Here is a 13906-nt window from a genome sequence, read left to right on the forward strand (position 1 = left end):
ATCAATCCTCCTGTTTATGCTGATCCAGCATTTCCTGAATTTTATGCTGGGCATAGGACCCAAGAAACTTCTGGTCTTCTTTGGAAAGTTCCTTCGGGTAAATGGGTGCACCGTATTCTACGATGACATGGGCAGGTCTGATATAAGGAAGATGTGCTTCCCAGATCTGCGCGGAATTGGTGATGGCAATAGGAATGATGGGACATCCGGTTTTGGACGCTATCTTCATGCTGCCTTCCTTGAACGGAATCATGTTTCCGTCCTTACTTCTGGTGCCTTCCGGGAAAATACAGATAGAGATTCCCTTCTTAATATATTCAATACCAGTCAGAATGGTTTTTAATCCTTCCTTGACGTTGGAACGATCCAGGAAAAGACAATAAAGCCGTTTCATCCAGTCGCGCAGGAGTGGTACTTTGAGCATCTCTGCCTTCGCCACATATCCGGTCAGATCCGGACACATGGAATAGGTGAGCAGAATATCAAAATAGCTGCAGTGATTTCCGACATAGAGAACAGCCTGATCTTTTGGCACATTTTCATGACCGATATAGGTAATATCGGAACCGGTGATCCACAGCATGAGTTTGAAGGCTGCCTGTACCATACGAAGACTGCTGATATCTCTTGTGCGGGGATTGAATTTACCAATCACCCATTCGATCAGAAGAACCGGAATGCCGATGATCAGGTAAAGGATCAGAATCGTTGCTATTAAAATTAAACGTATCATATAAAACTCCTTAAAACGGTATGTATCAACCGAAACGGCCGAACAGTTCGGTCATCTGGCGAAGTCCTTTTGCCATGCCTTCGTTCAGAAGTCCGGCGCGGAAGCGGTACTCCCAGTTGCCGGCTGCGGTACCAGGGGTGTTCATGCGGTGTTCACTTCCCTGATTCAAAAGATCCTGTACCGGGAAAATGGCATATCTTGCAATGGTACCCAGGCAGATGCGGATGAAATCCCAGCTGATGCTGGAAGCGTCCGTATTCATATAACGGCGCACTTTGTCCTGATTTTGATGGGCTGTATGCTGATACCAGCCAAGGGTTGTATCATTGTCATGGGTTCCGGTATAGCAGATACAGTTCCGGGTGTCAAGCTGATGGGGAAGGAAAGAACTCTCTCCAAGTCCATCAAAACCAAACTGCAGGACTTTCATGCCCGGATAACCGAGAGAATCTCGCAGCTTTTCTACTTCCGGTGTAATAATGCCAAGATCCTCTGCAAAGATCGGAAGTTCTTCGCCTAATGCTTTTTCAATGGCACGGAACAGTTCCTCGCCAGGACCTTTCTTCCATTTACCGTTCATAGCAGTCTTTTCGCCTGCCGGAACTGCCCAGTAAGCTTCAAATCCGCGGAAATGGTCGATGCGGACATAATCTACCTGATCCAGCTGGTGGCGGACGCGTTCAATCCACCAGCGATAACTGTCCTTTTTATGTGCTTTCCAGTCATAGAGGGGGTTACCCCACAGCTGTCCCTCAGCAGCAAAATAATCTGGCGGAACTCCGGCTACTTCCAGCGGATGTCCCTTGGTATCCAGGCAGAACATACTTTTATTTGCCCAGACATCAGCACTGTCCGGGGAGGTGAAGATCGGAATATCACCGATGATGGCAATTCCTTTTTCATTTGCATAATCCTTCAGTGCATACCACTGACTGAAGAAGCAGAACTGTACGAAGCAGTAATAGTCGACTTCTTTTTCCAGAAGCTTAAGCCAGGCAGCGCGCTCGGCAGGTGTCGGATCCAGGAGACTGTCTTCCCACTCATACCAGGGCAGATTCTCATGATAGTCTTTTCCTGCCATGTAGAGGCAGTAGTCTTCCAACCAGAATTCATTATTTTTCTGGAAGGAATCATATTCCTCCAGCAGATCCTTATCTGAGGTGTGGCGGAAGTTCTGATAGGCTTTCCGAAACAGTCCGGTCTTATACTCAGTGACTTTTGTGTATTCTACTTTGTCCGGATTGAATTCCGGAATCGGTTCCAGATCCTCTCTGGTAAGAAGTTTTTTTTCAATCAGAAGATCCGGACTGATGAGAAGGGGTTGTCCTGCAAAGACCGAAAAACTCTGATAAGGAGAGTTTCCATTGCCACAAGGGCCAAGGGGCAGAACCTGCCAGAGATGCTGACCTGCCATGTGCAGAAAGTCAATGAAGTTGTATGCTTCCTTCCCCATATCACCGACCCCATAAGGAGATGGGAAGGAAGTCGGATGAGCGAGGACTCCGCTGTAGCGGTGATTGGTTTTGTCCTCAGCAGCTATTTTAAAATGCATCGTTTATGTACTCCCTTTTATACTTTTTTGTGAATATCCTATCCGTAATATTATACTTTACTGGCAACCGGAATACAAGGAAGAAGACTGGTCTTAAATGCTTTTTTTCTTCATAGACTAGAGCAAATAAGAAAGAGAGAAACGGTTCTATGCGAAAAATATGTCTGTTGCTTCTGACAGCGCTCCTGTTCTGTGGGTGTGGAATTGAAAAGCAGAGTCCGAAGAAACTGAAAAGTCTTGATTTCACAGTGCTTGCACCGGAAGAAATGCCGGAAGAACTGCTGAATGTGCTGGAGGAGAAGAAAACATCACCTTTCAAGGTAACCTATAAGGATGAAGGATATCTGTATATTTGTGAGGGATATGGAGAACAGAAAAGCAGCGGATACAGCATTGCGGTAAAGGATCTGTATCTGACGGAAAATGCAGTGTATGTGGATACGGAATTGCTGGGACCGGGAAATGCGGAGAAGACGGAAAGTCTTGTTACCTGCCCGTATATTGTGCTGAAACTGGAAGATCCGGGACTTTCTGTCGTATTTGAGTAAAAGGGGAGGAAAAGAATGGAACTGGAGCGAAGATATGTAAATCTGAATCACCGAAAGGGAGAGGCATTCAGTCAGATGACCATGGAGGAAGATCTGAATGTGCCGGACCAGAAACCGGATATTTATAAGATCATTCACGGACAGGGAGAATTCCGGCCGGATGAGATCAAGGGGGAGACCGGTAAGATCAAGGTGCGTGGAATCTTTCTGTACCGCATTCTTTATATCAGTGAAAATGTGGACCGGATGCCGGAGATGTTGGAAGGAAGCGTGCCTGTTGATGAGACTGTTTTTCTGAACGGGCTGGAAGAGGGTGATATGCTGGATGTGAGCTGGAAACAGGAAGATTTCCGGGTATCAGCAGTACATTCCAGAAAGGCCAATATGAAATGCGTGCTGTCATTTTCGGCGGAGGCTTACCGTGAGCAACCGGTGCCGCTGCTTGAGCAGCCGGAAGCAGCGGAAGATCTGTACCTGAAAACCAGCCCGGTGAGTCTGAAGCAGGAGATGCTGCATAAAAAAGATACCGTGCGGGTGAGGGAAGATGTGACGATATCTCCGGGCAAGCCAAACATTCGGCGGATTCTATGGCGGGAGGTAAGGCTTCAGGGAGCCGAAGCAAGACAGGAAGACGGGAAAATTCTGGTCAAGGGAGAACTGGCAGTCTTCTTTCTCTATGAGAGCGACGGGACGGAGATACCGGTACAGTGGGAAGAAAAGATGATTCCATTCCGCAATGAGACAGAATGCGAGATGAGCAGAGGAGATCTCACTGGCAGGACGGAAGTGACTCTTTTGAGAGCAGATATGGAACTGCAGGCTGATTACGACGGCGAGCCTCGGATGATTCGGGTGGATGCCGTGCTGGAACTGAAGATCCGATATTATGAAGAGAGGGTCTGCGAGGTGCTTGAGGATGCTTACAGCCTTTCCTGTGAGATGATTCCCGGTAAGAAAGAGTATGCATGGGATGATATTTGCCAGATGACAGATTCCCGGGCGCGGGTATCGGGAAGAATGAAAATCCCGGAGCAGAGTCCGGAGATGATGCAGATTCTCTGCGCGGGAATCGGAATTCATACGGACTACAGTGAGCGGACGGAGCATGGGATTCTGATTCAGGGAAATGTGGAGGTGTGGGTACTGTATGCATCCACGGATGATGCGATGCCTTTTGCCTGTGTAAAGGAGACATTTCCATTTGAACATACGGCAGAGATTCAGAAAACAGAGCCGGATGCCGCATGGCAGATCACTGCAGATCTCGATCAGCTGATGGTCAGTATGCTGGATGCGCGGGAGCTGGAGATGAAGGCAGTGCTGCAGATTCAGGTTGAGGTAAGATGTCCCCGGACACTGACTGTCATAGAAGAGCTTACCGAACAGCCGGTAGACATGGCAAAGATGCGGAGTCTTCCGGGTATTGCCATTCATATAGTACAGCCAGGTGAAGATCTCTGGAGCATAGCCAAAACCCACGGCACCTCCTGCAAGTCTGTGATGGAATTAAATGACCTGAAAGAGGAGACTCTGCATCCAGGAAGCAGGCTTTTGATCGTGAAAGAAATTGCCGCTCACAGGAACAGAACAGACTGAAAGCAGCGGTATGAAAGAAAAGAATTGTATCCATGCCGCAAATAGATTAAAATAAGAATAAATAGTTTGATTGGAACAAGGAGATAATGATGAAAGACAGGATACAGCTGAAAGCACTTGCCAAGATTAATCTTGGGCTGGATGTATTAAGGAGAAGGGAAGACGGATATCATGAAGTAAAGATGATTATGCAGACCATCAGCCTTCATGATGATCTGGAGATCCGGAGAATCAAGACACCGGAGATCCAGGTGAAAACGAATCTTTATTATCTGCCGACCAATGAGAACAATCTGGTCTATAAGGCAGCAAAACTTCTGATGGACGAATTTGGTATCAAGGAAGGAGTGGCAATCCAGCTGAAGAAACGGATTCCGGTTGCAGCAGGCATGGCAGGCGGCAGTACGGATGGTGCAGCAGTGTTGTGGGGAATGAATCAGATGTACGGACTGGGACTTTCCAGACAGGAGTTGATGGAACGCGGCGTGAAGCTGGGAGCAGATGTGCCATACTGTGTGCAGAGGGGAACGGCATTGGCAGAAGGCATCGGGGAACGCTTAAGTGTGCTTCCGTCCATGCCCAAATGTACCATTCTTATTGCAAAACCGGGTATCAGTGTATCTACAAAATTTGTCTATGAGAATCTTCATGCCAATGACTTAAAGCCGGAACAGCATCCGGATGTGGATCGTATGATTGAGGCGATGAAGGAGAAAAATCTGGATCTGCTCTGTGAGAGAATGGGAAATGTACTGGAGACTGTGACGATTCCGGCTTATCCGGTCATTCAGGAGATCAAGGAGCATATGATGGCATGCGGTGCTGCGGGAGCTATGATGAGCGGAAGCGGTCCGACTGTTTTTGGAATTTTCCATTCACCGGTGCAGGCAAAAGCGGCTATGAAAGATCTGAAGGTAAATGGACTTGCAAAACAGCTGTATCTGACAACACCTTATAATGTGAAACGATAATTGCATAAAATAAGGAAGACGGGAAATACTGGACTTCAGAAAAAGGATGAGTGTGATACGCTCATCCTTTTTTCGTGAACAGGAGGGAAAAGATGGACAGGATTTCACCGGATCTTGAGAAAAACAGGCAATGGGTCGAAGAGACATTTCAGAACTGCGATGATATTCTTCACCGGCAGGTGTTTCTAAATAATGGAAAGGACGAAGGAATTCTGGTCTATGTGGAAGTGGCGGTCAGTAATCTGATGCTGGAGGAGCATGTCATCGGGCTTTCTGATGTGCAGCCACTTACTACTTACGAAGAAGGCGAGGCAGCACTTCTTGCAGGAAACGGGATTCTTTTTGTACAGGGAGATACCTGTCTGTATAAAATATCCAGTAAAGGATATCCGGGCATCGGGGTATCCCCGGCAGAAAGTGAAAAGGTCATGCGGGGTTCGCGGGAAGGATTTACAGAGAGCGAGAAAATCAATGTGGCATTGATCCGAAAAAGAATCAGGGATGTCAGAATGAAAGTAGAGGAACAACGAATCGGGGTAAGGTCTCATACGATGACAGCGCTGGTCTATATGGAAGACCTGATAGAACCGCAAATTCTGCGCATGATCAAAGACCGGATGGAACAGTATGAAATAGATGGAATTATGGACAGCGGCATGCTGGAACAGCTTCTGGAAGAACACTGGATGTCACCGTTTCCACAGTTTCAGACGACAGAGCGGCCTGACAGGGCGGCATCAGCGGTGTTGGAAGGCAGATTGATACTGGTAACAGATCACTCTCCGACGGTGCTTTTATTTCCGTCCAATTATAACAGTTTTTTTCAGACCAGTGATGACTGGTATAACCGGTTTGAAACAGCATCATTCGCGAGAATGATTCGATTTCTGGCAGCGATCATGGCGATGTGCTTCCCGGCAGTATACGTGGCAGCGACGACATGGCATACAAGCCTCCTTCCGACGAAACTGGTTCTCTCCATGGCAGAGGCCAGGGCAGGAGTACCATTTCCGTCGTTGGGAGAAATTCTTCTGATGGAAATTTCATTTGAACTTTTAAGAGAAGCAGGAATCCGTCTGCCAGGTCCCATGGGAAACACCATTGGGATTGTAGGAGGTCTTATTATTGGACAGGCTGCAGTGGATGCAAATCTGGTAAGTCCGGTTGTCGTGATCGTTGTGGCTTTCACAGCACTATGTTCTTTTGCTATTCCCAATGAAGAATTTGCATCGGCATTCCGGCTCTTAAAATACGGATGTATTTTTATGGGGGCATGGTTTGGGCTATACGGTATTCTGCTTTCCTGCCTGTGGGTGCTGATTCATCTCTCTCATTTGAATAGTCTTGGAATCCCATATCTGTATCCTTATGCGGCATGTGTCGGAAGTGGACAGGAGGAGAAGAAGGATTCACTGATCCGTTATCCTTTCCGACAGCTGAAGTATCGTCCGGTATTTGCCAGAAGGGCGGAAAAAATAAAACTCCGAAAGAAGGATGAAGATGTTTAGTGAGAATAACAGAATCTCTGTCCGGCAGGCGGTCAGAAATTATGGGATGATGGTTATCAGCATCAGCGCGCTGGTGATACCGGTTGCTATGAATCATACTGCCATGTCGTCTGTATTGCTGGCAGCAGGGCTGCTGGGAGTCTATCTTACAGGAATGGCTGCGGCTGCAGCACCGAAAAATAGAATATTCCAGACTGCATCATATGTCCATGGCTGGATACTGGGGACATTGACAGCACGGATGACAGGACTTCTGGTGCAGAAATTTCTGCTGAACGGGGTGCCGCTGTGGGGAATTCTGATATTGTTTTATGCCATGTGCTATTACAATTTGTACAAGGGACTGGAATGCCGGATGCGCGTGGGAGAAATTTTGTTTCTGCCGTTTCTTCTTCTACTGGCAGGACTTGCTATTGCCATGCATGGAGAAGCAGAAGTGATGAGAATCCGGGAATTTACATGGATACTGGATAAAAACGGGATTTGGAAAGGCTATGAACTGTTCTGCTGGCTGACTGCAGTTCAGGGACTCTGGTCTCTTCAAAATTATTATATGACGGAAAAGAAGACGGCTGTTGGCAGAGTCTGGCTGCTCGGAACGGCCGGAGTGGTGTTCTGGGCACTGTTTACATTTTTTATTTACGGAGATGCAGGGCATACAGGACTTGTCTTTCCGCTTGCTTCGGCCATGACGCTGGCACATTTGCCGGGAAATGTGATCGGCAGACTGGATTCAATATTTGTATTTGTCTGGGTGATCGGGCTTTTTACAGCCTGCAGTACCCTGTTTGCACCTTTGCAGGCAGAAGAGCCGGATCGGAGGAAAAAATATCTGTTTGGAGTACTCCTCACTGCATCACTGGCATTTGCCTGCCAGGAAAAATCACAGGAATTGTTGTCTGGATGGCTGTATTGGATCTCTACGCCGGTGCAGATGGTTTTGTTCATCTGGCAGTTTTTGGCGGGAAATGGAAAGAAAATGTTACTGACAGGACTTGGATTTCTCTGTATGTTACTGACTGGCTGTGGGCATCAGGAGCTGGAAAAAGAAAATCTGACAGAAAGCATCTGCGTGGATGTGGGAACGGAGAAAGCCTATACGGTCACATTTGGGTTTTACATGTTGGACGGAGCAGCAGAAACTTACCAGACGGAGGCGGATTCGCTGGAGGAAGCAAGGAATATGTATGACAGTGGTCATGAAAAAAATCTGGATTTCAATCATCTGAGGAATTTTTATTTTTCTGAAAATCTGATGGAAGAAAAAGTCTTCGGAAATCTCCTGATGGAGATTCAGACGGATGGAACGTATTCGCGTGGAATCAGCGTATGGGTAACGGACGCTGATCCTGCGAAAGCAGTGGAGATGAAAGAACAGCCGGAGGAAGGGACGCCTGTCCACCGGATGTTGAATGCATGGTATAACAGGGAATCTTTTCGGCCATACTCCAGTCAGAAGAAATGACAGGAGAGGCGTAGCCGATGAAAAGAGATATGGTAATTTTACTGCTGGCCTGCCTGATAGGGCTCGGCGCCATGGAATGTGTGAACGAGGCGAATCAGGTAAGACAGACATCCACGGTGGCATGGTGGACACTGCTCTATGAGCAGCCGAATCCGGAACATCTTCCGGTAAAAGTAGATTTCTGGTGGAGAAATGGGGGTTGAAGTGTTCCCGGAAAGAAGATAGAATAAACAAGAGGATAAAGCGGAGGTGTATGATGACAAAAGAAGTAGTGGTGACCATATCCGGGCTTCAGCTCTCGGACGGTGATCAGGATACCATAGAGACGGTTCATATGGGGGAATATCATGAGAAGGACGGAGTTCACTACGTTTTCTTTGATGAGATTCTGGAAGGCCATGATCAGCCGGTACGGAATATGATCAAGCTTGGCGAACGGAGTGTAGCAGTCAGAAAAAGAGGTCCGGTATCATCGGAACTTTCTTTTGAGGAAGGCAGTACCAGTGAAAGCGCCTATAATATGCCCTTTGGAGCATTTATGGTTTCTGTCCACACATCCAGTGTCCGCCTGAATGTGGAGGAAGAAAAGATCGAATCAAAAGCTTCCTACAGACTCAGCATCAATGGAGAACACTGCTCGGACTGTGATATCCAGGTGACAGTACAGGCAAAAGAAACGTTTAAGCTTTGTTGACGCTGTCTGTGTTGTGAGATAAAATAAATAAGAAAGAAGTATACATTAGAGGTGTGAAGATGAAAAAAGTTATTCTGACAGGAGACCGTCCTACCGGACGCCTTCATGTAGGACATTATGTAGGTTCTCTAAAAGAAAGAGTAAAACTCCAGAATTCCGGAGATTATGATGAAATTTATATTATGATCGCAGACGCACAGGCGCTGACTGATAATGCGGAGCATCCGGAGAAGGTACGCCAGAACATCATGAATGTGGCGCTCGACTATCTGGCATGTGGAATTGATCCGGAGAAATCCACGATCTTTATCCAGTCCATGGTCCCGGAACTGACAGAGCTGACTTTTTATTATATGAATCTGGTTACGGTATCCCGTGTACAGCGGAATCCAACTGTAAAGGCAGAGATTCAGATGAGAAATTTCGAGGCCAGCATTCCGGTTGGTTTCTTCTGCTATCCGATCAGTCAGGCGGCAGATATTACCGCATTTCGTGCAACAGCAGTGCCGGTAGGTGAGGATCAGCTCCCAATGCTTGAGCAGTGTAAGGAGATTGTACATAAGTTTAACAGTGTATATGGCGAGACTCTGACCGAACCGGAGATCGTGCTTCCGTCCAACAAAGCATGCTTACGTCTGCCGGGTATCGACGGAAAAGCAAAGATGAGCAAGTCTCTCGGAAACTGTATCTACCTGTCTGATGAGGCAGAGGATGTGAGAAAGAAGATCATGTCCATGTTCACAGATCCGAATCATCTGAGAGTGGAAGATCCGGGACGTGTGGAAGGCAACCCGGTATTCCTGTATCTGGATGCATTCAGCCGTCCGGAGCATTTCGAAGAGTTTCTTCCGGATTATAAGAATCTGGACGAACTGAAAGATCACTATACCCGCGGTGGACTGGGTGATGTGAAAGTAAAGAAATTCCTGAATAATGTCATGCAGGCAGAGCTGACTCCGATTCGTGAGAGAAGAAAGATGTGGGAGCAGAGAATTCCGGAAGTATACGAGATTCTGCGTGAAGGAAGCAAAGCAGCAGAGGCAAAAGCAGCAGAGACCCTTCGTGATGTAAAAGCAGCTATGAAAATCAATTATTTTGAGGATGAGAGTCTGATTAAATGATACAGAAGAAAAGACTGACCGCATTCTATGTGGAACAGTATACAAAGGCATCGAAAAAACGGCCCCGGAAAATGCCGGGGACCAATGAGATGCTTTATAAGACGGAAAAGCTGTTCCGTCTGCTGGAAAATACAAAATCCTCCAGGGTCAATATCCGGTCTCTGGAGGAATATCACCGGCAGTTGAAAAATGTGGTGATGTTTGCCAGAAGAAAAAACAGGGATGATATCCTTGAAAAACTGAATACGGTGATATTACCCAGGCTGGCTGAGCTGGACCTGGGTCTTCTTTTGGATGAACAGAAAAAAGGAATGACTGAAGATTTCCTGGTATGGCTGCGCAAAGAACGTCCCTGTGCGGTCTGCCAGGAAACTTTGTTTACCCTGTATCCTGCGTTCCGGCAGCATGTAGTGAAAGATCAGATCATGGATCTGGTACCGGTGCGTCCGGAGATGGAGTTCCCGGAAGTACGGGAGTTGCACCGGCATTTTATTCTGCACATCGGACCAACCAACAGCGGAAAGACGTTCCGGTCACTGGAACGGCTGAAGCTGGCAGGAAACGGCGTCTATCTGGGACCATTACGTCTGCTCGCGCTGGAAGTATTTGAGCAGATGCAGAAATATCATGTCCCCTGTACCATGAGAACCGGACAGGAGTGCATTGAAGAAGCCGGGAGCCGTGTGACGGCATGTACCATTGAGATGGCAGATTATGATGAGAACTATGACATTGCCGTTATTGATGAAGCACAGTTGGTGGCTGATGTAGACAGGGGACATTCCTGGACAAAGGCAATCCTGGGACTGCGTGCAAAAGAAATTCATATCTGCATGAGTCCTGCTGCGGAGCAGGTGATCTGTCATCTTATAGAACTGTGTGGCGATGACTATGAAGTGGATCGCTATGAACGGAAGACAGCACTGATCTGTGAGGAACAGCCATTTCATTTTCCGGATGATATACAGCCTGGAGATGCGCTGATCGCATTTTCCAAGAAATCAGTGCTGGATGTGGCGGGGCGCCTGGAGGAGACGGGCATCAATGCCAGTGTGATCTATGGAAGTCTGCCGCCGGAAATCCGTCGGAGACAGATGCATCTGTTTCATAAGGGAAAAACAAAAGTTGTTGTGGCGACAGACGCTATCGGGATGGGGCTGAATCTTCCGGTCCGCAGAATTATTTTTCTGCAGGCCGAGAAATTTGATGGCGTGTCCAGACGGAAACTAACGACTGCAGAGGTGCGGCAGATTGCAGGCCGGGCCGGAAGATTTGGTCTCTATGACAAAGGTTATGTTACTGCCATGGGAGAGGAAGAGCTTTCCTATATCAGAGATCACTATGCGGCACCGGAGGAATCTCTGACGGAAGTAAATTTAGGCTTCCCGCAGATGCTTCTGGACATTGATGCACCTTTGGATGAAATTCTGAAGATCTGGCATTCCGTGACACCGACGGATCCGTTCGTAAAAGAGAATATCGATGAAGCACTGTTCCTTTATGAGCAGGCAAAGCAGAACCGGAAGATGATTGACGGATTTGACGACAAGTATGTGCTGTACAAGATGATTACCTGTCCTATTGATATTAAAGATAAGAAGGTAGTGGATCTGTGGAATCACTACTGTTGTACCTATACAGCGGACGTATCTCTGGAGCGGCCGGTACTGTACCGGGAGAAAAAAGGAGGTATCCAGCAGTATGAGACATACTATAAACAGCTGGATCTGTATTATCAGTTTTCACATCGCATGCAGAAAGTGATAGAGGAAGACTGGCTTCGCAGAGAACGTGAGAAGACAGAGATGCGGATCATGAGTTATCTCACGAAGGGCAAGCAGAGTTATATTGCCAGATGCAGATACTGCGGAAAGCTGCTTCCGTTGGGATCGACTTTTCCTGTGTGCGATGACTGTTTCCGCCAGGAAGTGCGTGCGAAATACGGACGGAAAGACAAAAATGGAGGAACCACAGATGGCAAAGTGGGTGGAGATAAGAAAAGGCGCGGACTTTCGGGCCATCGGAGAAAAGTACGGCATCAGTCCGTTCACGGCACGGCTGATTCGAAATAAAGATATCGTCGGCGATCAGGAGATTGAAGAATATCTTCATGGAACACTTGAGGATCTTCATCCTGCTTCTCTGATGAAAGGTATTCCGGAAGCGGTGGATCTGCTTGAGCAGAAGATTGGAGAAAATGCATATATCCGTATTATCGGAGACTATGACATTGATGGTGTGTGCGCTACTTATATTTTACTCAGAGGATTCCGTGCGGCCGGAGCGCGGGTGGATACAGATATCCCGGACCGAATGAAGGACGGCTACGGACTGAACCGGGAGCTGGTAAAGAGAGCTTATGATGCAGGCGTGGATACGATCGTCACCTGTGATAACGGAATAGCCGCTGTGCAGGAGATTGCCTATGCCAGAGAACTGGGTATGACGGTTATTGTGACGGATCATCATGAAGTGCAGGAGGAACTGCCGTCTGCGCAGGTGATTGTAAATCCTCGTCAGGCAGATTGTCCGTATCCGTTCAAAAAACTGTGCGGGGCAGCGGTTGCCTGGAAGCTGGTAGGTGCGTTCTGGCAGCAGATGGGACTTCCTCTCGACGATCTTTATGATGAACTCCTGATGTTCGCAGGATTTGCAACGGTGGGAGATGTGATGGATCTGACTGGTGAGAACCGGATTCTTGTGAGGGAAGGACTGAAACGCCTGCAGAAGACAACACATCCGGGAATGTCAGCTCTTATCGAAGCCAATGAACTGGCAAGAGATACACTCTCGGCATTTCATATTGGATTTGTTTTAGGACCCTGTATCAATGCAAGTGGACGTCTTGCGACGGCAAAGAGGGCGCTGGCACTTCTGGACACAAAAGATCAGGCGCTTGCCATAGAGCGGGCGGCGGAATTAAAAGAACTGAATGACGAGCGAAAAGAACTGACGGAGCAGGGACTTGCCCAGGCAGTAGATCTGATCGAACACAGTGATCTGATGGAAGACCGGGTGCTGGTAGTCTATCTGCCGGACTGCCATGAAAGTCTGGCCGGAATCATTGCAGGACGAATCCGGGAGAGGTATTACCGTCCGGTTTTTGTGTTGACCAGGGCAGAAGACGGTGTGAAAGGCTCTGGACGTTCGATTGAAACCTACTCCATGTTTGAAGAAATGAGTAAATGCAAAGAGCTGTATACCAGATATGGAGGGCATCCCATGGCAGCAGGTGTCTCCATGCCGGAAGAACATGTAGAACTGTTCAGGAGAAGACTCAATGAACTGTGTACGCTCAGCAAAGAAGACCTGACAGAAGTCGTACATATTGATATGGCATTACCGTTCTCCTGTGTGTCAGAGCAGGTAGTAAAAGAACTTTCGCTTCTGGAACCTTTCGGAAAAGCAAACACGAAACCGGTCTTTGCCGCCCGTAATGTCCGGGTGCTGGAATCAAGGGTGCTCGGAAAAAATCAGAACGTTCTCCGCATGAAGCTGATGGATGAAAGCGGAATGACATTGGAAGGTATTTATTTTAATAACTGTATGCAGGAAGTAATTGCAGACCTACAGAAGAAGCCGACATTTCATATTCTGTATTACCCTGAAATCAATGAATTCCGGGGAAAAAGAACTCTGCAGCTGAGAGTGCAGGGATATTGTTAAACCAGAAAAAGTGTGCTATATTTGTTTTATTGTGGGTAAACTTTACTCAAAG

Annotated in this window: 12 protein-coding genes; 10 read left to right on the forward strand and 2 right to left on the reverse strand. The window is 47.4% G+C overall.

The genetic code is table 11. From position 1 onward, the window contains the following. Position 1: 1 nt before the first annotated feature. Positions 2 to 733, reverse strand: coding sequence for a lysophospholipid acyltransferase family protein (locus LKD36_RS11600; RefSeq protein WP_308459692.1), 732 nt, complete (start codon positions 731 to 733; stop codon positions 2 to 4). Positions 734 to 758: 25 nt separating this feature from the next. Next, a complete protein-coding gene (gene malQ, locus LKD36_RS11605) occupies positions 759 to 2285 on the reverse strand; it encodes a 4-alpha-glucanotransferase (RefSeq protein ID WP_308459693.1) in 1527 nt (508 codons plus the stop codon). Between the two features lie 149 nt (positions 2286 to 2434). Between malQ and LKD36_RS11610 the strand changes: the two genes are divergently transcribed. The 10 genes from LKD36_RS11610 (at position 2435) to recJ (ending at position 13854) form a co-directional block, all read left to right on the forward strand. Beyond that, entirely contained in the window at positions 2435 to 2833 is a 399-nt protein-coding gene (locus LKD36_RS11610; RefSeq protein WP_118770808.1) for a protease complex subunit PrcB family protein, read from the forward strand. A gap of 15 nt (positions 2834 to 2848) precedes the next feature. Beyond that, a complete protein-coding gene (locus LKD36_RS11615) occupies positions 2849 to 4429 on the forward strand; it encodes a DUF3794 and LysM peptidoglycan-binding domain-containing protein (protein ID WP_308459694.1) in 1581 nt (526 codons plus the stop codon). An 89-nt stretch (positions 4430 to 4518) separates the two neighbouring features. Continuing rightward, the gene (gene ispE, locus LKD36_RS11620; RefSeq protein WP_118770806.1) at positions 4519 to 5400 is read left to right on the forward strand and encodes a 4-(cytidine 5'-diphospho)-2-C-methyl-D-erythritol kinase; all 882 of its coding nucleotides are present in this window, start codon (positions 4519 to 4521) and stop codon (positions 5398 to 5400) included. Positions 5401 to 5492: 92 nt separating this feature from the next. Continuing rightward, positions 5493 to 6908, forward strand: coding sequence for a spore germination protein (locus tag LKD36_RS11625; protein ID WP_308459695.1), 1416 nt, complete (start codon positions 5493 to 5495; stop codon positions 6906 to 6908). Then, positions 6901 to 8373 (forward strand): GerAB/ArcD/ProY family transporter, encoded by a 1473-nt coding sequence (locus LKD36_RS11630; protein ID WP_308459696.1) that lies wholly within the window; start codon positions 6901 to 6903, stop codon positions 8371 to 8373. Before LKD36_RS11625 ends, LKD36_RS11630 begins: the two co-directional genes overlap by 8 nt. 17 nt (positions 8374 to 8390) lie before the next feature. Next, on the forward strand, positions 8391 to 8576 hold the full coding sequence (locus LKD36_RS11635; RefSeq protein WP_118770803.1) for a hypothetical protein: 186 nt from the start codon (positions 8391 to 8393) through the stop codon (positions 8574 to 8576). A 50-nt stretch (positions 8577 to 8626) separates the two neighbouring features. Then, positions 8627 to 9067: a DUF1934 domain-containing protein gene (locus tag LKD36_RS11640; protein WP_308459697.1), complete on the forward strand. Its 441-nt coding sequence runs from the start codon at positions 8627 to 8629 to the stop codon at positions 9065 to 9067. Positions 9068 to 9126: 59 nt separating this feature from the next. Continuing rightward, a complete protein-coding gene (gene trpS, locus LKD36_RS11645; protein ID WP_118770801.1) occupies positions 9127 to 10188 on the forward strand; it encodes a tryptophan--tRNA ligase in 1062 nt (353 codons plus the stop codon). Then, the gene (locus LKD36_RS11650) at positions 10185 to 12260 is read left to right on the forward strand and encodes an SUV3 family DEAD/DEAH box RNA helicase (RefSeq protein WP_308459698.1); all 2076 of its coding nucleotides are present in this window, start codon (positions 10185 to 10187) and stop codon (positions 12258 to 12260) included. Before trpS ends, LKD36_RS11650 begins: the two co-directional genes overlap by 4 nt. Continuing rightward, positions 12163 to 13854, forward strand: coding sequence for a single-stranded-DNA-specific exonuclease RecJ (recJ, locus tag LKD36_RS11655; protein ID WP_308459699.1), 1692 nt, complete (start codon positions 12163 to 12165; stop codon positions 13852 to 13854). Before LKD36_RS11650 ends, recJ begins: the two co-directional genes overlap by 98 nt. The last annotated feature ends 52 nt before the right edge of the window (positions 13855 to 13906 follow it).

The sequence above is a fragment of the Hominiventricola filiformis genome (genome assembly GCF_020686965.1).
Lineage (GTDB): Bacteria > Bacillota > Clostridia > Lachnospirales > Lachnospiraceae > Hominiventricola > Hominiventricola filiformis.

What these genes read in the sequence shown, in the direction of transcription:
- LKD36_RS11600 (WP_308459692.1), bottom strand. Translation starts at nt 733, where the DNA reads ATGATACGTTTAATTTTAATAGCAACGATTCTGATCCTTTACCTGATC.
- malQ (WP_308459693.1), bottom strand. Translation starts at nt 2,285, where the DNA reads ATGCATTTTAAAATAGCTGCTGAGGACAAAACCAATCACCGCTACAGC.
- LKD36_RS11610 (WP_118770808.1), top strand. Translation starts at nt 2,435, where the DNA reads ATGCGAAAAATATGTCTGTTGCTTCTGACAGCGCTCCTGTTCTGTGGG.
- LKD36_RS11615 (WP_308459694.1), top strand. Translation starts at nt 2,849, where the DNA reads ATGGAACTGGAGCGAAGATATGTAAATCTGAATCACCGAAAGGGAGAG.
- ispE (WP_118770806.1), top strand. Translation starts at nt 4,519, where the DNA reads ATGAAAGACAGGATACAGCTGAAAGCACTTGCCAAGATTAATCTTGGG.
- LKD36_RS11625 (WP_308459695.1), top strand. Translation starts at nt 5,493, where the DNA reads ATGGACAGGATTTCACCGGATCTTGAGAAAAACAGGCAATGGGTCGAA.
- LKD36_RS11630 (WP_308459696.1), top strand. Translation starts at nt 6,901, where the DNA reads ATGTTTAGTGAGAATAACAGAATCTCTGTCCGGCAGGCGGTCAGAAAT.
- LKD36_RS11635 (WP_118770803.1), top strand. Translation starts at nt 8,391, where the DNA reads ATGAAAAGAGATATGGTAATTTTACTGCTGGCCTGCCTGATAGGGCTC.
- LKD36_RS11640 (WP_308459697.1), top strand. Translation starts at nt 8,627, where the DNA reads ATGATGACAAAAGAAGTAGTGGTGACCATATCCGGGCTTCAGCTCTCG.
- trpS (WP_118770801.1), top strand. Translation starts at nt 9,127, where the DNA reads ATGAAAAAAGTTATTCTGACAGGAGACCGTCCTACCGGACGCCTTCAT.
- LKD36_RS11650 (WP_308459698.1), top strand. Translation starts at nt 10,185, where the DNA reads ATGATACAGAAGAAAAGACTGACCGCATTCTATGTGGAACAGTATACA.
- recJ (WP_308459699.1), top strand. Translation starts at nt 12,163, where the DNA reads ATGGCAAAGTGGGTGGAGATAAGAAAAGGCGCGGACTTTCGGGCCATC.